The sequence below is a fragment of the Streptomyces sp. NPDC034086 genome, assembly GCF_055575515.1.
The window spans coordinates 35390-51895 of the sequence record NZ_JBVISM010000012.1; the positions used below are offsets into that span (position 1 = coordinate 35390).

At 74.2% G+C, this 16506-nt stretch carries 17 protein-coding genes and 1 pseudogene; 5 read left to right on the forward strand and 13 right to left on the reverse strand.

Features of this window, described 5'->3' with window-relative positions; all coding sequences use genetic code 11:
* The 9 genes from ACZ514_RS24260 to ACZ514_RS24300 form a co-directional block, all read right to left on the reverse strand.
* The gene (locus tag ACZ514_RS24260) at nucleotides 1-1404 is read right to left on the reverse strand and encodes an aldehyde dehydrogenase family protein (RefSeq protein WP_469125635.1); all 1404 of its coding nucleotides are present in this window, start codon (nucleotides 1402-1404) and stop codon (nucleotides 1-3) included.
* An 8-nt stretch (nucleotides 1405-1412) separates the two neighbouring features.
* A complete protein-coding gene (locus ACZ514_RS24265) occupies nucleotides 1413-2168 on the reverse strand; it encodes a (5-formylfuran-3-yl)methyl phosphate synthase (RefSeq protein ID WP_468166175.1) in 756 nt (251 codons plus the stop codon).
* Nucleotides 2169-2759: 591 nt separating this feature from the next.
* Complete coding sequence (locus tag ACZ514_RS24270; RefSeq protein ID WP_468166173.1) at nucleotides 2760-3491, reverse strand: DUF7873 family protein; 732 nt, start codon at nucleotides 3489-3491, stop codon at nucleotides 2760-2762.
* A 130-nt stretch (nucleotides 3492-3621) separates the two neighbouring features.
* A complete protein-coding gene (locus ACZ514_RS24275; protein ID WP_468166171.1) occupies nucleotides 3622-4860 on the reverse strand; it encodes a cytochrome P450 family protein in 1239 nt (412 codons plus the stop codon).
* A complete protein-coding gene (locus ACZ514_RS24280; RefSeq protein ID WP_467883796.1) occupies nucleotides 4857-6086 on the reverse strand; it encodes a cytochrome P450 in 1230 nt (409 codons plus the stop codon). Before ACZ514_RS24280 ends, ACZ514_RS24275 begins: the two co-directional genes overlap by 4 nt.
* The gene (locus ACZ514_RS24285; RefSeq protein ID WP_469125636.1) at nucleotides 6083-6730 is read right to left on the reverse strand and encodes a GTP-binding protein; all 648 of its coding nucleotides are present in this window, start codon (nucleotides 6728-6730) and stop codon (nucleotides 6083-6085) included. The genes ACZ514_RS24280 and ACZ514_RS24285 overlap by 4 nt, the downstream gene beginning before the upstream one ends.
* On the reverse strand, nucleotides 6711-7067 hold the full coding sequence (locus tag ACZ514_RS24290) for a DUF742 domain-containing protein (RefSeq protein WP_388936307.1): 357 nt from the start codon (nucleotides 7065-7067) through the stop codon (nucleotides 6711-6713). The genes ACZ514_RS24285 and ACZ514_RS24290 overlap by 20 nt, the downstream gene beginning before the upstream one ends.
* Complete coding sequence (locus tag ACZ514_RS24295) at nucleotides 7064-7465, reverse strand: roadblock/LC7 domain-containing protein (protein ID WP_136214855.1); 402 nt, start codon at nucleotides 7463-7465, stop codon at nucleotides 7064-7066. Before ACZ514_RS24295 ends, ACZ514_RS24290 begins: the two co-directional genes overlap by 4 nt.
* Entirely contained in the window at nucleotides 7462-9069 is a 1608-nt protein-coding gene (locus tag ACZ514_RS24300) for a sensor histidine kinase (protein ID WP_469125637.1), read from the reverse strand. The genes ACZ514_RS24295 and ACZ514_RS24300 overlap by 4 nt, the downstream gene beginning before the upstream one ends.
* 227 nt (nucleotides 9070-9296) lie before the next feature.
* Between ACZ514_RS24300 and ACZ514_RS24305 the strand changes: the two genes are divergently transcribed.
* The 3 genes from ACZ514_RS24305 (at nucleotide 9297) to ACZ514_RS24315 (ending at nucleotide 11798) form a co-directional block, all read left to right on the forward strand.
* Nucleotides 9297-10202, forward strand: coding sequence for an ATP-grasp domain-containing protein (locus ACZ514_RS24305; RefSeq protein WP_468166164.1), 906 nt, complete (start codon nucleotides 9297-9299; stop codon nucleotides 10200-10202).
* On the forward strand, nucleotides 10199-10987 hold the full coding sequence (locus ACZ514_RS24310) for an ATP-grasp domain-containing protein (protein ID WP_468696588.1): 789 nt from the start codon (nucleotides 10199-10201) through the stop codon (nucleotides 10985-10987). The genes ACZ514_RS24305 and ACZ514_RS24310 overlap by 4 nt, the downstream gene beginning before the upstream one ends.
* Nucleotides 10988-11081: 94 nt before the next feature.
* Nucleotides 11082-11798 (forward strand): hypothetical protein, encoded by a 717-nt coding sequence (locus ACZ514_RS24315; RefSeq protein ID WP_469125638.1) that lies wholly within the window; start codon nucleotides 11082-11084, stop codon nucleotides 11796-11798.
* Here the strand turns inward: ACZ514_RS24315 and ACZ514_RS24320 are convergent.
* Nucleotides 11795-11893 (reverse strand): annotated as a pseudogene (locus tag ACZ514_RS24320) (IS481 family transposase); the annotation flags it as partial. The gene ACZ514_RS24315 and the pseudogene ACZ514_RS24320 sit on opposite strands and share 4 nt — an antisense overlap.
* 172 nt (nucleotides 11894-12065) lie before the next feature.
* On the opposite strand from ACZ514_RS24320, the gene ACZ514_RS24325 reads away from it, so the two are divergent.
* Entirely contained in the window at nucleotides 12066-12599 is a 534-nt protein-coding gene (locus ACZ514_RS24325) for a hypothetical protein (RefSeq protein ID WP_468166158.1), read from the forward strand.
* Nucleotides 12600-12903: 304 nt separating this feature from the next.
* Here the strand turns inward: ACZ514_RS24325 and ACZ514_RS24330 are convergent, their stop codons facing one another.
* Nucleotides 12904-13746, reverse strand: a complete 843-nt coding sequence (locus ACZ514_RS24330) for an alpha/beta fold hydrolase (protein WP_469125639.1) — start codon at nucleotides 13744-13746, stop codon at nucleotides 12904-12906.
* 14 nt (nucleotides 13747-13760) lie between these two features.
* The gene (locus ACZ514_RS24335) at nucleotides 13761-14873 is read right to left on the reverse strand and encodes a DUF2330 domain-containing protein (RefSeq protein WP_469125640.1); all 1113 of its coding nucleotides are present in this window, start codon (nucleotides 14871-14873) and stop codon (nucleotides 13761-13763) included.
* A 114-nt stretch (nucleotides 14874-14987) separates the two neighbouring features.
* On the opposite strand from ACZ514_RS24335, the gene ACZ514_RS24340 reads away from it, so the two are divergent.
* Nucleotides 14988-15467 carry a hypothetical protein gene (locus ACZ514_RS24340; RefSeq protein ID WP_469125641.1) on the forward strand — a complete coding sequence of 160 codons (480 nt, stop codon included), beginning with the start codon at nucleotides 14988-14990 and terminating at the stop codon, nucleotides 15465-15467.
* Here the strand turns inward: ACZ514_RS24340 and ACZ514_RS24345 are convergent.
* Nucleotides 15448-16467 carry an NAD-dependent epimerase/dehydratase family protein gene (locus ACZ514_RS24345; RefSeq protein WP_469125642.1) on the reverse strand — a complete coding sequence of 340 codons (1020 nt, stop codon included), beginning with the start codon at nucleotides 16465-16467 and terminating at the stop codon, nucleotides 15448-15450. The genes ACZ514_RS24340 and ACZ514_RS24345 overlap by 20 nt on opposite strands.
* Nucleotides 16468-16506 lie beyond the last annotated feature (39 nt).

The following is a 16506-nucleotide window of genomic DNA, read 5'->3' on the forward strand; positions in this document are numbered from 1 at the left end:
TCACGCCTCCAGCGGGCGGTGGACGACGAACGGCCGCAGGTTGCCGTACAGCCCCCACGGTCCGCCGGCCACGCCGACGCCGCTGTCCTTGACGCCCGTGAAGGGCTGGGCGAGCGACAGTTCGGCGTGGTGGTTGATCCAGGCCGTGCCGCATTCGAGCCGCTCGGCCACCGCCGCGGCCCGGTCGGGGTCGGCGCCCCACACGGAGCCGCCCAGTCCGAAGCCGGTGCCGTTGGCGGCGTCGACGGCTTCGTCGAGGTTCCGGTAGGGCAGCACCGGCAGGACCGGCCCGAACTGCTCCTCGGTCACCACCGGGCTGTCGGGGGGAACGCCGGTGAGGATCGTGGGGGCGAAGAAGTAACCGGGCCCGGCCGGCCGGTGGCCACCGGCCGCCGCCCGGGCACCGTCGGCCAGGGCCCGCCGCGTGATCCGCTCGACCCGGGCCAGCTGGGGGGCGTTGCTGACCGGTCCCAGCCGGGTGGCCGGGTCCAGGCCGGGCCCGACGGGGACGGCCTCGGCGCGCTCGGCGAGGGCTTCGACGACCTGGGCGTGGATCCGGGCCGGTGCGTACACGCGTTTGACCGCCATGCAGACCTGCCCGCAGTTGCGGAAGGCCGCCCAGAACAGCCGGTCCGCGATCCGATCCACCTCGACGTCGTCCAGCAGGACGGCGGCGTCGTTGCCGCCCAGCTCGAGGGTGACCCGGGCCAGCGAGGCCGCCGCCGCCCCGGCGACGGCCCGCCCGGTGGGCACCGAGCCGGTGAAGGTGACGTGGCGGATGCCGGGGTGGGAGGCGAGGCGGGCACCGAGGGGTTCGCGGCCGGTGACGACGGTCAGCACGTCCTCGGGCAGGACGGTGGCGAGGACGGAGCCGAGCAGCCGGGTGGCGAGCGGGGTGAAGGGAGACGGTTTGAGGACCACGGTGTTGCCCGCGGCGAGGGCGGGCGCGAACTTCGCCGCCGCCAGCTGGAGGGGGAAGTTCCACGGCACGATCGCGGCGACGGGTCCCAGGGGGCGCCAGCGGACCTCGCTGTGGACGGGCCGGCCGTCGCTGATCCGCCGGGTCCCGGGGGCCAGGTCGGAGAAGTAGCGCAGTCGGGCCGCCGTACGGGCGGTCTCCGCGTACGACTCGGCCAGGGGCTTTCCCTGTTCCCGGGTGAGCAGCCGGGCGAGGTCGTCGGCGGCCGCCTCGACGGCGTCGGCGGCCGCGCGCAGGGCGGTGGTGCGGGCGGCGGGATCGGCGCGCCAGCCGTGCCAGGCCCGGCGGGACCGGTCGACGACGGCGTCCAGTGCGTCCGGCTGCTGGTCGGGGGCCTCGTCGAAGACCTCCCCGGTGGACGGGTCGACGACGGCGAGGAACGGGGGCCGGACTCGGGGTACGCGCTCGGGCTCGGAGGTCGGCATGCCGGTGGTCAGCTCCCGGAGGTGACGCCGGCCGCGTGCTCCCGGGCCTGCCGGTCCATCTCCGCCCGGAAGGCGGCCACCAGGTGCGGCCGGATCCGTCCGGCGTTGCGGTCGCCGCCCTCGCAGACCGCTCCGCGCACCCCGACGATGTCCGTGCCGATCCGGGTCAGCGGCCCGATGTCGGACTGCCTGACACTGCCCGCCAGGGCGGCCCGCAGGCCCGCGGCGTGGGCCCGCCGCACGAACTCGGCGCACACGTCGGGCGGTACGTGGTCGAACAGCCGCGTCCCGTCCTTGACGGCGGTGTCGAGCATGGCGGCGTCGGCACCGGAGCGGGCGGCGATGTCGGGCAGGGAGAGCGGGTTGACGCAGCCGATCCGGTGGGCGTCGGCGTAGCCGGAGGCGACGACCAGCGCCTCGGGGCGGTGGTCCTTCACCGCCCGGACGACCGCGCGCATGACGTCGATCCCCTGGTCGGGCGTGGTGCATCCGTAGAGGCCGACCTTGATGTACGTGGCGCCGGAGACGACCGCGCCGAGCGCGGCCTGCGCCACCGTGCCGGGCTTGTACGGGACGTCGCCCACGGTCGCGGAGACCGGCTTGTCCGCCGGTACGGCGTCGCGGACCTCCCGGATGACCCAGGGGAAGTTCGCGCCGAGGGAGCCCTCGTCGGGCTTCTTGACGTCGACGATGTCGAGGTGCTCCGCCGCCTTCGCGCAGTCGAGGGCCTCCTCGACGCCGTCCGGGGAGATGAGAAGCAACACCGTGAACTCCTTTCGCCGCCGGTCCGCCCGGCCGGGGGCCGGGGACCGCGGATCACCTGGTTCATGTGCGATGCGCTCATCATTTCCGTGACCCGTGGGGTCCGGGAGGGCGCACGGGGTGTCCATTGGCGCTCGTGTCCTCGTACGGCGCGCCGTACACGGCGGGGCAAACGGGACAGGGCTCCGGGGACCGGCGGGGCGGGGAACGTGACGGGGCCCGGGAACATGTCCAGTTCCCGGGCCCCTCGGTGCCACCCAATTGCGCACACCGGCGCCATTTAAGAGCGGGGATCATTCTGAGGCCGACGTGTTCTACCTTTGAACTACCGCGCCGCGAAGAGGCGCAGGAGGGACTTGAACCCCCATCCGTCGGTGATCGTCCCCGCTCGGTCGATCCGGTGTTCGGCGGCGAATGCTGAGACTGGAGCGATAATCTGAGGTTCAAGGGGCCGCCTCTACCGGCTTGGGCCACCCCGGCACGTGTGCCGGGGGAGGGATTCGAACCCCCAGTGACACCCCTGTTTCAGCTTCGACGTCAGTTTCAGCTTGCGCTCTCGCGCACCCCCTGTCACGCAGGGGGCGTTCACGGGGCTACCCGAAGAGGTAGCCGAACACGGCGTCCCCGACCCGCTGGTCGGTGACTTCGGTGCCGTTGGCCTCCTCGCGGGCGAACTTCACGGCCTGCTGGAGCCGTTCCACCCGGTCGAGGAGTTCGTTGACCCGGCGGGCCGGGAGGGCGCCGGAGAACTTCACGGTCGTCCAGTAGCCGACCGCGACGTCCTCGTAGTACACCTCCACCTGCGCCGGGTGCTTCTCCGTGGCCTCGGCCTTGACGTGGTTGCGCGGCACCTTCTTGGTGCGGATCGTGCGCACCGGTTCCGTCTTCCAGGAGTCCGTGGAGGGGTCCAGGTTCCAGGACTCCGAGGCGTCCAGGACGGGCAGCTTGCGCACGAAGGTGTGCAGGTCGGTGAGCTGCTTCTCGAGGAAGAGCAGGTAGGGAACCGGGACCTGGGCGAGCAGTACGTTGCCGTCGACGACCACGTCGGCGGCCGCGGTGCGGTTCGCCCAGTCCTTGGTCGCCGTCACGTCGAACAGGCGGGTCAGGGTGTTGGCCGTCGCCCGCAGCACGTCCTCCGCCTTGACCTGGACCCGGGTGGACTCGGGCGGCAGCTGCTCGCCCTCCTCGTCCTTGGGCTGGTACGTACGCGAGATGCCGGCCAGCAGGGCGGGCTTCTGCACGTCGTGGTGGGCCTGGGTGAGCTCCTGGAGCGACTTGGACTTGACGCCCTTTTCGACTGCGATGATCTGATTCAGCTTCGGCACGTGAGCAACCTAGCAACGGCCCCGGTACGACTGCCATTTCTTTTCCGGCCCGGGGTCGGAACCGGGACTGCGGCGCGCGCCCGCCCCGTGTTCCGGTCCCCTGTTCCGGTCCCGTGTCCGGCCCGTGTGCTCAGCCGCGCAGCCGCACCGGGAGGTCGTACAGGTCGTTCTGGGTGAGGACCGGCTTGTTGCGCAGTTCCTCGCGGGCGACGGCCAGCGTGAGGTCCGGGAAGCGGGCGTAGAGCGCCGGAAGGGCCACCAGGGCCTCCAGGCGGGACAGGGCCGCGCCGGGGCAGACGTGGGGGCCGTGGCCGAAGGCGATGTGGCGGATGGGGGTGCGGGTGACGTCGAACTCGCCCGCGTCCTCGCCGTGCTGGGCCTCGTCGCGGCCGAGCGCGCCGAAGGAGACGATCAGCCCCTCGCCCTTGGGCAGGACGCGGTCGCCGACCTCGATGTCCTCGGTGGCGAACCGGATGAGGACGTGGGAGGTGGGGGTGGACCAGCGCAGGGTCTCCTCGATGACGTTCTCCCAGGGCACCTCCCCCTTGAGGACGAGGGCCCGCTGCTCGGGGTGGGTCTCCAGGGCGACGACGGCGTTGACGATCAGGCTGATGGTGGTCTCGTGCCCGGCGGCGACCATCAGCTGGAGGGTGTTGGTGATCTCCTCGGTGCTGAGGCGGTCACCGTCCTCGGAGGCGGCGATCAGCGCGCTGGTGAGGTCGTCCCCCGGGTTCTCCCGCTTGGACTCCACGATCCGGGAGAAGAGCGCGCCGAGGTCCGCCATCATCTGGGGGACCTCCTCGGGGAGGGTCTGCGTGGAGAAGAACTTCTCGAAGAGGGCCTTCAGGCGCGGGTGTTCGGCCGCGTCGACGCCCATCAGCTCGCTGATGACGTTCATCGGCAGCGGGTAGGCGAAGTGCGCCTTCAGGTCGACGGGCCCGTCGTCCGCGAGGGCCGCCAGCCGGTCGAGCGAGCCGGCCGTGAGGGCCTCGATGCCGGCGCGCAGCTTCTCCACCCGGCGGGCGGTCAGGGCCTGGGCGACGAGGGTGCGCAGCCGGCGGTGCTCGTCGCCGTCGACGGTCAGCATGGAGCGGCCGGGGTTGGCCAGGCCTATGAGCGGCCAGTCGAGGGGGATCTCGCCTCGCTGCCAGGCGCCCCACACGTTGATGTCCTTCACGACCCGGGGGTCGGTGAGCAGCTTGCGCGCCTCGGCGTGGTGCGTGACGGCGTACACGGCGACACCGCCGGGGAGGACGACGCGGGCCAGCGGGCCGGCGGCGCGCAGCGCGGCGCTCTCGGCGTCGAGGTCGGCGACGAAGGGGTCCAGGGTGAGGGGGGCGGGGCCGGTGTGGTCGATCGGGCAGGTCACGGGGTGGCTCCAAGCGCGGGGGTCGGGGTGTAGGTCACGGGGAGGGCGGTGAGGCCGCGCAGCCAGGGCGAGGGCCGCCGGGTGAGTTCGGCGGCGGGCTCGGCGAGGTCGACGTCCGGGAGCCGGTCGAGGAGGACCTCGATGCCGGTGCGGGCGATGGCCTCGGCGACCTCCTGCGCCGGGAAGGGGCAGCGGTGCTCGCCGTGGCCGAAGGAGAAGAAGGCGTTGTTGCCGCCGGTGAGGGCGCCCGCGTCGGTGCGTACGTGGGGGTCGGCGTTGGCGGCGGCCAGGCCGAGCAGGACCAGGTCGCCGCTGCCGATGCGGCGGCCGCCGAGGTGGGTGTCGCGGGTGGTCCAGCGGCCGGCGACGTTCTGGGTCGGGGTGTCCTCCCAGAGCACTTCGTTCATGGCCTCGCCAACGCTGTGCCGGCCGCCCGCCAGGGAGGCGGCGAAGCGGTCGTCGGTGAGCATCAGGCGCAGCGAGTTGCCGATCCAGTCGGCGGTGGGCTGGTGGCCGGCGGCCATCATCACCATCAGGTCCTGGGCGATCTCGTCGACGGTGAACCCGGCCGTGTTGGCCAGCATCCGGGAGGCCACGTCGGGTCCGGGGGCGGCGGCCTTCGCCGCGAGCAGCGCGTACATGGACTCGCCGAGGTGGCGCTGGCCCTCCAGGGCGCCCTCCCGGCCGTTGATCATGTCGTTCATGGCGGTGACGAGGCCCGGGCCCTGCTCGTCGGAGAACCCGTAGATGCGGGCGAGGACGCGCAGGGGCAGGAGCATGGCGTACTCGCCGACGATGTCGCACCGCCCCTTGCCGCACAGCCCGTCGATGAGCTCGTCGGCGAAGCGTTCGGCGTGGCCCCTGAGTTCGAAGGGGTCGACGGACTCCAGCGCGTCGGAGATGACGGCGGCGCGCTCGCGGTGGCGCTCTCCGACGGTGTACAGGATGGACGGCTGCTTGCGCCCGATCATCGGGAGCAGCGGCCAGTCGGCCGGGATGCGGTCCCACTGGTTCCACAGGTCGGAGTCGCGGGAGAAGAGCTGCGGGTCGCTGGTGACCTGGTGCAGTTCGCGGTAGCCGAGGACCAGCCAGGCCGGGACGTCGCCGTCGAGGACGACCGGGGCGACGGGGCCGTGGTCGCGGCGCATCTCCCGGTACAGCTCGGCGGGGTCGCTCTGGAAGCGGGGGCCGCCCAGGTAGACGGGCTGTGGCTCGGGGGTGGTCACGGGGTGGGCTCCGGGAGGGTGTGCGGGACGACGGCCGGCTGGTCGGGCCGGTGGCTGTGGCGGTGCTGGAGGTGCTCGACGAGGGAGATCAGCACCTGCTTGCTGGATGCGCGGGAGCGGGCGTCGCAGAACAGCAGGGGCACCTCGGGCGGGAGGTCGAGCGCGGTGCGGATCTGCTCGGTGGTGTGGGCCGGCCCGCCGAAGTCGTTGCAGGCGACGACGAAGGGCGTGCCGTGGTGTTCGAGGCGGTCGATGGCGTACCAGGAGTCCGCGAGCCGGCGGGTGTCGACGAGGACGACCGCGCCGAGGGTGCCGGAGAAGAGCCGGTCCCACAGGAACCAGAACCGCTCCTGGCCGGGGGCGCCGAAGAGGTAGAGCACGTTGTGGGCGTCGAGGGTGATGCGGCCGAAGTCGAACGCGACGGTGGTGGCGGTCTTGGTGCCCACGCCGTCGGTGTCGTCGACGGCCTCGCCCGCCTTGGTCATCGTCTCCTCGGTGTTCAGCGGGCGGATCTCGCTGACCGAGCGGACCATGGTGGTCTTGCCCACGCCGAAGCCGCCCACGATCACGATCTTGAGGCCGTTGTCGGCGGTGCTGCTGAGGGCCTGCCGGGGTTCGGCCCGGTCAGATGTTGCGGAGTCCAACGAGCACCTGCTCCAGGATGTCGGGGTCGGGAAGGCGGTACGTCGTGAGGCGCGGGTGCCGCGCGCTGATCCGCCCGGCCGCGAGGAGGTCGGCCAGGAGGATCCGTACGATCGAGACGGGCAGGCCCAGTTCGGCCGCCACCTCCACCACGGCCGTCGGGAAGCGGCACATCCGCAGGATCGCCGCGTGCTCGGACTGGATGCCGGGGACCGGGTCGCACTCGGCGACGATCAGGGTCACCAGGTCGAAGGCGTCGCTGCCGGAGCTGCTGCGGCCGCCGGTGAGGGTGTACAGCCGGTCCGGGGAGTCGTCCCGGCCCGGCCTGACGCGGCTCATCCCCGGGGCCTGGCGATCAGATGCTCGCTCAGCTGCTCCACCAGCTCGGACATGTTGTGCCCGACGAGGCCGGCGTCGGCGTCCTCGGCGGCGACGAGCGCGAGGTGCGCGCCCTCGCCGGCCTCGACGATGAAGAGGATTCCGCCGTAGAACTCGGCCATGGCGGAGCGGACTCCTCCGGTGCCGTCGCCGAACTCGATGGACGCCCCGTGGGACAGGCTCTGGATGCCGGCGGCGATCGCGGCGAGCTGGTCGGCCTGGTCGACGGACAGCTCGGGGGTGCGGCACAGCTTGAGGCCGTCGCGGGAGAGCACGAGGGCGTGCCGGGCGCCGGGGGTGCGCTCCAGGAGTCCTTCCAGGAGCCAGCTGAGCGTCTCGTCGGTGGTGGAGCCGGTCATGGGGTGTCGTTGCCTTCCGGGTGCGGGGGGTTCGTGGGCTGCTGCTGCGCCGGTGCCGCGGTGCCGCGTACGGCTTGGCGGAAGCTGCCGAAGCGGGCGGCGGACCGGGACGCGCCGCCGGGGGCGGCCTGGGTGCGGGCCGCGGCACCCGTGGCGTCGGCCCCCTCGGGGTGGGCGGCGGCCAGGGTCCGGCCGCGCCGCCGCTGGGGCAGTCCGCTCTCTCCGAGCACCGGGTCGCGGCCGGTGGTGCCGGACCCGGCGGAGTCTACGGGGGTCTCGCGGGCGGGTTCCGCCCCGGTCCGCGGGGCCGGTGCGGGCCCGGCGGGCTCCGGCTCGGTGCGCCGTGCCGGTACGGACGCCGGCAGGGCGGCGGGCGCGGGGGCCGCCAGCAGGGCCGGGGCGGGCACCGGTTCGGCCGGCGCGTGGCTGACGAGTTCCTCGGGGATCATCATCAGCGCGCCGGTGCCGCCGCGCGCGGAGGGGCGGAAGGAGACGGTCAGCCCGTGCTTGCGGGCGAGGCGGCCGACGACGGCGAGGCCGAGGCGGGTGCCGGAGAGCCCGGCGAGGTCCGGGGAGCCCGCGGACACGGCCTGTTCGGCGCGGCGCAGCTGGACCCCGCTCATGACGAGTCCGCTGTCCTCGACGGTGATGATGATCCCGGCCGGCACCTCCTCCACGTAGACGTGGACCTCGGCGGTGGGCGGCGAGAAGTTGGCCGCGTTGTCGAGGAGTTCGGCGAGGGCGTGCATGACGCCCTCGGCGGCGTGTCCGGCGACGGCCGCCTCGCTGGTGGAGTGCAGCCGGATCCGCTGGTAGCCGCCGATGCGGCCCATCGCGCCGCGCAGGATGGACTCCATGACGATGGGCCTGGCCCAGCGGCGGCCGGAGCGGGCTCCGGTGAGGACGGCGATGGAGTCGGCGAGGCGGCCGGCCTGGGCGGTGCGGTGGTCGAGGTGGAGCAGGTCGCCCAGGACCGCCTCGTCGGCGTGCCGGTGCTCCATGTCCCGCAGGTCGGCCAGCATTCCGGTGGCGAGCGCCTGCATCCGGCCGGCCGCGTTGGCGGCGGCGGCCATCGCGGCGGCGCGGCCCGACTGGGCGCGGCGCAGTTCGTCGCCGAGCCGCTCACGGGTGGCGAGCTGGGCGGCGGTGATCCGGTCCAGTTCGAGGGCGTGGGCGGCGTTGATCCGGTCCAGTTCGGCGGCGTGGGCGGTGGTGAGGTGGTGCTGTTCCGCGGCGTGGGCCGCCGTCAGGTGCTCCACCTCGGCGGCGTGGGCCGTCGTGAGCCGGGTGCGTTCGGCCGTGCGGGCCGCCGCCTCGCGGGCCCCGTCGGCCGTCAGCCGGGCGATGTGGGCGTCCCGGGCGGAGAGTTCGCCGGCGAGGTGGGAGAGCCGGCCCCGCAGCTGCCGGGCGGTGCGCGCCCACCAGGTGACGGCGCAGGCGGCGACGGCGAGCAGCAGCGAACCGGAGAAGGAGAACCAGGCGAGCGGGACTTGGACGGCCGACGGGGCCGCGGCCACCGCCGCCGTGGACAGAGCGCCCGCGGCCGCTGCTGTCACCAGCAGGGCGAGCGCGGAGGGGCGGAGGGGGGTGGGCGACGCCGTCATCAATCAAAGCCTCAAACCGGGCGTAAATGGAAGAGAGGGTTCCTGTGGCAACGAGCCCCAACTATAAGAGGATTGGTGATCGTTTAGGAAAGGTCTTGACAAACATTACGTTGAGTAGTGCCCAATTAGGATCCTTCTGGAGCGGTTTCGGGGCTATGCCGTGGCATCCTGTGACGTCATCACACGCCGGACGGAATCGGCGGACGTCCGGAAAACGGGGAAGGTCCATGAGGCTCTGCTTCCTGGTGGAGGAGCACTACCGCCACGACGGCATGCCCAACGAGGTCGTCCGGCAACTGACCGCCTGGGGCCACCGGGTGGACGTCGTCCGGCCGGGCGGCTCCCTGCTGCGCATGGACGGCCTGGTCCGGGCCGGCGCACACGACGCCTGGGTGCTCAAGACGGTGTCCGGCGGCCCGGGGCTCACCCTGCTGGAAGCCGCTGCCGCCGCCGGGACCACCACCGTCAACGACGCCCGCTCGATCCGCGGGGTACGGGACAAGGCCCTGGCCGCCGCGCTCGGCAGCGCCCGGGGCCTGCCGATGCCGCCCACCTACGCCTTCGCCCGGCCGGAACTCCTGTCGGCCCTGCCGGACTCCGCGTACCCGCTGGTGGTCAAGCCCGCCGACGGCAGTTCCGGCCGGGGCGTCCACCTGCTGCCCTCGCCCGACCGGCTCGCCGGCCTGCTGCCCGCACTCGCCGGCGAGGGGATGCTCATCGCGCAGCCCTACGTCCCGAACTCCGGCACCGACCTCAAGGTGTACTGCGTCGGCGGGGAGTCGTACGCCACCGAGCGCCGCTCCCCGCTGCACCCGGACGCCCCCGTCCGCGAGCGCCGGGTGCGGCTGCCCGCCGAGGTGGCCCGGATCGCCGCCCGGGTGGGTGAGGTGTACGGGCTGGACCTGTACGGGGTCGACGTGCTGCTGGGCCCCGACGGGCCGGTCGTGGTCGACGTGAACGACTTCCCGAGTTTCCGCCAGGTACCGGACGCGGCCGCGCGGGTCGCGCGCGCCGTGCTGGACCTGGCCCGCTCGGGCGGCGCGCGTCCGGCCGCCGTGCCCCGCCCGCCGGTGCGGCCGTACGCCCGGCCGGTGGCCGTTGCCGCGCAGGCGGCGGCGGGGGACGGCGCGTGAGGGTCGGTCTGATCACCCCGGACGCCGGGCACCCGCTGCTGGCGGCCACCGCCGCCCTGCTCGCACCGGAGCACGAGGTGCGGGTACTGGACCCGGAGGCCGGGGAGGCCGCCGCTGCCGGGGCCCGGGCCGACGTGTACCTGCTGAAGGCGCGCACCCCCTCGGCCCTGGCGCTGGCGCGGGAACTGGAGCGGCGCGGGGCGCCGGTACTGAACTCGGCGGCGGCCACCGCGCGCTGCCAGGACCGCACCGGCATGGCCGATCTGGCCCGGCGGGCCGGACTCCCCTTCGCCGCCACCCGCACCTTCGGCTCGCCGGTGGAGCCGGGGGCCTCGGAACAGCCCGCCTGGCCCGTGGTGGTCAAGAGCCGGCACAGCCGCAAGCACGACCTCGTCGCCCGCGTCGACGGCCCGGAGGGCCTGCGCGAACTGGCCGCCGCGGGCTGGGAACGGGAGCCGGTCGTGGTACAGCCGTTCGCCCCCAACAGCGGCTGGGACCACAAGCTGTGGGTGATAGGCGACCGGGTCTTCACCGGGCTGCGCCGTTCGGAACTGGCCACCGGACGCGAGGAGCCGGGCCGGTCCCCCGGCCGGCCGCCCGACGGGACGCGCGAACTGGCCCTGCGGGTCGGTGCGGTCTTCGCTCTGGAGGTCTACGGCGTGGACGTCATCACCACGGACGACGGCGCACCCCTCATCGTGGACGTCAACGCCTTCCCCGGCGTCCGCGGCCAGACCGGCGCCCCCGAGGCCCTCGCCGCCCTGGCCCTGCGCCGGGCCCGGTAGCCCGCGCGGCGGGCCGGGACACGTCCGGGTGGCGGACCCGGCGGGCGATGTGCGTAGACTCGCCTCCGGCGCGACCCATGACGACGAGGATTCCATGAACCCCGCCGACGAAGACCCGCAACAGCTGGACCCGGCCAGTCTCCACAACGCGAGGACGACACTCGTCCAGCTCCTGGGCCGGGCGGGGGTTCCCTCCGACGCCGCCGACGAGCTGATCGGGCTCGTCGAGGCCGGAGTGCTCGCCGCCGCCCACCGGGAGATCGGCGCGAGCGCCGGTACCGTCCCCGGGGAGAAGGGCGAACCGTACGCGTCGGGCTGGCTCGACGGTGCCCGCGCCCTCACCGACGCACTCGGCGACGTCGCCGAACGAGCCCTGGGCCGGGCCGTCGGCGCCGACGCGTCGGAAGCCTCGCGGGACGCCCGCACCCCCGTCCGGAGGATGGAGGTGGAGCGGGCGAAGGTGGCGGTGACACCCCTCTACCTGTCCTTCAGCACCGCCTCCGACCTCGACCCGGAAGTCTCCGAGCAGGTGCTCACCGCCGTCCTCGCGACCATGGGCCCCCGGCAGCGGGCCGCGTACGCGGGGCGCCTCACGCGGTTCGCCGCCGACCACCGCGCCCGCCTGGAACGGCTGTACGCCCGGTACGGCCCCGGCAGCACCATCGCGCTCCACGGCCGCTACTCCCTGCTGCACTCCCCCACCAGCATCGCCGTGCTGGAACGGCTCGCCGCGGCGCCCACGGCGCTGCGGGAGGAATGGGACGCCGCCGAACTGCCGCCCTCCTGGCTCGACGGCCTCACCGCGGCCTAGGTGTATTGACCCGCAGGGTTGTTGACGCGGCTGATGGGTGGGTGTCCGTCGAGTGCGGTGTGGCAGCGGTGGTGGTTGTAGGTGTGGAGGAAGTCTGCCTGGCGGCGGACGGCCCGCCGGATCCGGCACCCCGCGCTCGTCCGGTAACCGACCGTCTCGACGGTGTCGGCCGGCGGGCACGGCTCTGCGGCGCTCGCAAGGCGCACCCTTCATCTCCCACCGGGGACAATGGCGGGGAACGCACACGTCCTCGTCAGAAAGTCCGACATGAACGACTCCGCCTTCGACATTCGCGCATGGGGCGAGGAGATGGCACCGCTGGCCGTCGCATTCGCCGACGGCTTCGAGGAGGTGCATGCGTATGCGCCGGGCGAGTACAGGGTGGAGACCGTCACGGCGCAGGACGGCTCCCGGGCCGTCGCGCTGCTCGCCGGGGAAGGCGTCACCGGTGCGCTCCTGGAGTACTACGCGGCACTCGGCGCCGTCGAGCTGCCGGACCTGCACATCGGCATCTGGATCGCCGACGCCGAGCGGGTCGCCGAGGGCGTCCTCGCCGGCGCCCTCATGCCGGTGACCGGAGCGGTCGACGACACGGTGACGGTGTTCGCCACCGACGGCGGCGGGAACCTGTACGCGGTCAGCCCCTCCACCGGATCCGTATGCCACCTCATCGGAGGGGCCTGGGACGGGACCAGCCTCGACGTGAGCGAGAACGGCTACCGCGTCGTCGCCCCTGACCTGTGGGCCTTCCTCGACGGACTCCGCCACGACCTCCGGCAGGCCCTCGCAGAACGGCCCTGAAGGCAGAGGTGACGTGCTGCGACAACAGCGAAGGCCATGTCGTCAGCGACGCCTGGTCACCGGAGCATCTCCGCTGAGGGCTCCGCCGGCCGCCCCGGTCGCACCAGAGGGACTTTCGCAGGCGCCGGAGGCGGATGATGCCGCAGGCCCTGGTGGAGGCCGGCGCGTCGGCCCGGACGTGCGAACCGTCCACGGATCGGTCGTCCGGGTCCAGCAGGTCCGCGCGGCGCAGTTCGGTCAGCAGCGCGGTGCGCTGTCCGTGCACGGTGGCAGACGCGGTGCACCGCACGGCGGAGGGTCGTCCTCACACCGCGAGGAACTCCGCCACGGCGCCGCTGAAGGCGGCCGGGTCGTCGAGCCACGGGAAGTGGCCGGCTCCGGGCAGGACGGTGAGGCGGGCGTCCGGGAACAGTGCGGCGTACGCGGCCATGGCGCGCGGCGGGGCCGCCAGGTCGGCCTCGCCGGCGAGCAGCAGGACCGGTGCGGCCAGTCCGGCGAGTGCCTCGCGGGTGGCGTCCGGGTCGAAGGCGCCCTCGGCTCCGTACGCGGCGGCGGCCTGGTGGTTCTTCTGCCCGGCCTCGGCGGCCCGGTGGGCGCGGGCCGCGTCGTCCCAGCGGCCGTACCAGAAGGGGGCGACGGCCTCCGTGGTGGCGGCCGTGGGCCGGCCCGCGACGAGTTCCTCGAGCGCCGCGTAGGCCGCGGCGAACCAGGGCGCCGCGGCGTGCAGCCGGGCGGCCTCCAGCCGGTCCTCCCCGGCGACGGGGATGCCGACGGCGAAGACGCTGGGCGTGACCAGCACGAGCCGGCCGACGCGTCGGGGGTGGCGGGCGGCGTACAGGGCGGCCAGGTTGGCGCCGGCGGAGTGCGCCAGCAGGTCCACCGTCTCCAGGCCGAGGTGTTCGCGCAGGGCCTCCACGTCGTCGACGAGCCGGTCGCAGCGGTAGCCGGCGGGGTCCTCGCAGGCCTCCGAGCCGCCGGTGCCGCGCAGGTCGAGCCGGACGGGGCGGCGGTGCGGGAGCAGTCCGTCGAGGCCGCTGAGGTAGAGGGACTCCTGCATGGGGCCGCCGGGGAGGCAGATCAGCGAAGCCCCCTCGCCGCTGGTGTGGCAGGCGAGGCGGGTTCCGTCGTACGCGGGAAATGTGATCACCCGTCGGGACGGTGTCAGGCGCGTCCGGGCAGGTCAAGCGGTTTCCCGGGAGCGGGCGAGCGGGACGTGCGGCGCACGCGCACGGCCAGGAACACGGCCGCGGCCGTCGCCGCCAGCAGCACGCCGCCCACCGTCAGCAGCCAGACGGGGACCCCGCCCGCGGTGAGGAGTTCGTCGCGGTAGACGGCCCGCCGGTAGGGCGTGTCCTCGGCGGTGGCGCGCAGTTCGTGGTCCCCGTCGATGCGGGAGGGGACGGGGAACCGCTGGTCGATCGCGGTCAGGAACACCGGTTTGCCGCCGGTCAGCTCGCCCAGGGCGCCCTTCGGCGGGACGGTCCCGGCGAAGGTCACCTCGGGGGCGGCGCCCCCGATCGCCGAGCCGGGTTCCATCCGGTGGTCGGCGAGGACGTAGAGGCCGAGGGACTGCGGGGTGCGGGCCAGCCGGGAGAGCCGCATCGGGTACACCAGGCGGGCGCTGTCGAAGCGGACGCGCAGCGGTTCGAGTTCGCCGCGCAGGGTCCGGCCGGGCTCGCGGGGGGCGAGGCGGACGGCGACGTACTCCCACTTCTGGTCGACGTACGGCTTCAGTTCGGCGGCGAGCCGCTCGGGCAGCTCGAAGCCGTTGTCGTGCAGCCAGGTGCGCAGGGCCCCGGGGTCGGTCGCGGTCAGCCGGGCCACGTCGAAGTCGCCGAGCCGCTCGCGGCCGACCACGCCGACCGGGCTGCCGGCTCCGGGCAGGGCGGCTCCCGCGGAGTCCCCGCTGCCGGAGGAGAAGGGCCAGTCCCGCTCACGCGGCCAGAAGTACGTGCGGGTCCTGCGCTCGGGCCTGGTGAGCTCGGTCAGCTGGCGGAAGAGGGCCGGGTCGCCGAGTTCCACGGTGGCCCGGCCGGGGACCGGCATGATCCAGGCCGCGCGGCGGGCGTCACCGCCGACGGTGAAGCGCATCACGATCTCTTCCGTCCTGCCGTCCCAGCGCACGACGGAGCTCTCCCGGTCGACCCCGATCCGCGCGGCGCCGTCGGGCACCATCGCCCCGCAGCCGCACGCGTGGGCGGGGCTGACCAGCGATCCGATCTGGACCGCGAGCAGGGCGGACAGCAGCGCCGGGATCCTTCTCTTCCTCCACACGGGCTCTCAGACGCGGCCGGCCGCCGGCCGGTTCCGCCCGCGGCGCGGCCCGCCCGTCCGGCCCCCGGTCAGCCTCCTCGACCGGGCCGGGGCCCGCTTACATACTTGGGCCCCATGAGAGGGAAGGAACAGCCGCTCGGCAGCCCGCTGGTGCCCGACGGCGTACGGGAGACCATCGCGCGGTACGACTGGGAGTCCTTCGTCTGCGGCTGCGGCCGCTCGGCGGGGCATCTCGCGGCCACCCTGTGGGACGCGGCCGAGGGGCACCCGGCGGCGTACCACGCGCTGGAGGGGCACGTCTTCGCCCGGTCGCGGCTGTGGCCCCCGGCCCCGGCGGCCTGCGCCGTGCTGATGGCCGTCTGGGCGGCCGGCCCGCCCCGGCTGGCGACCCGCGAGGCCCTGCTGTGGACGCTGCTGGCGGTGCTGAACTCCGAGGACGACGGGACCCCGTACGAGGCGGGGCTCTACGGCCAGTGCGCCGCGCACGTCCGGGCCGGCCTGCCGCTGCTGCGCGGCGGCCGGGCGGGGCGGCCCGGTTCGGTGTCGGCGGCCTACGCGGACGGCATCGCGGACCTCATCGCGCTGTGCGCCTGAGGCCGCCGTCCCGCCCGGCACCGTCCCGCCCGACGTCATCCCGCCCGGCGCCGTCCCGTCCGGCGCCGTCCCGTCCGGCGGGGCCGCGCAGGACGGTGGTCTCGCGGACCGCCTCGTCGACGGCTTCGGGCAGCCAGTCACGGGTGTGGCGGAAGGTGAATCCGAGACGGGTGGCGCGGGTGTTGTCGAGGGCGTAGGCCCGGTCGAAGGAGAAGGGGGACGCCTCCTCCCCCGCGGCCACGACCCGGTGGAGGGCCGGCCGTCCGAGCCGGGCGGCCACCAGACCGGTGAGGGCCGTGACGTCGAGCGCGCCGTGGGAGGCCGCGTTGACCGGCCCGGTGAAGGTCCCGGCGGCCGCCCAGGCCAGGAACTCCGCGATCTCCCGGTGGTGGACGAAGGAGGTCTCGTACGCGTCCCCGTGCACGGCGACCGGCAGCCCGGCGGCGATCCGCCCGGCGTAGTGCGCCAGCCGTCCCGTGAAGTCGGCCCCGCCCCCGCCCAGGACGTGCGCGGAGCGGACGCTGACGTACGGGAAGGCCGCGTCCCGCAGGAACACCTCCTCGGCCCGCCGCTTCCCCTCGGCGTAGCCGGGGAGACCGGGCGGCAGGTCCAGCGGGTCGCACGCGTCCTCCGCCACCGGGCGGGCGGCGGCCCCGTCCGGTGGCGGGGGCGGGCTGCGGAAGGTCGCGGGGTCGTACACCTCCATCGTCGAGGTCATCACGTAGCGCCCGGCCCGTCCGCCGCCGAAGACGCGGCGGGCGACGGCCGCCTGGCGCGGGGTGTAGCAGACCTGGTCCACGACCACGTCGAAGGCGCGCGCCCCGAGCGCCGCGCGCAGGGCGTGCTCGTCGTCGCGGTCGGCGACCAGGTGGGCGGTGCCGGGCGGAGGGGCGCAGGAGCCCCGGTTGAGGACGGTGACCGCGCTGCCCGCGTCGCGCAGCCGTGTGACCAGATGTCTGCCGAAGTACCGGCTGCCGCCGATGACCAGAACCTTTTCCATGCCTCCGACTCTGCCGCTGTAGGGTCCCCAGCAGAACCG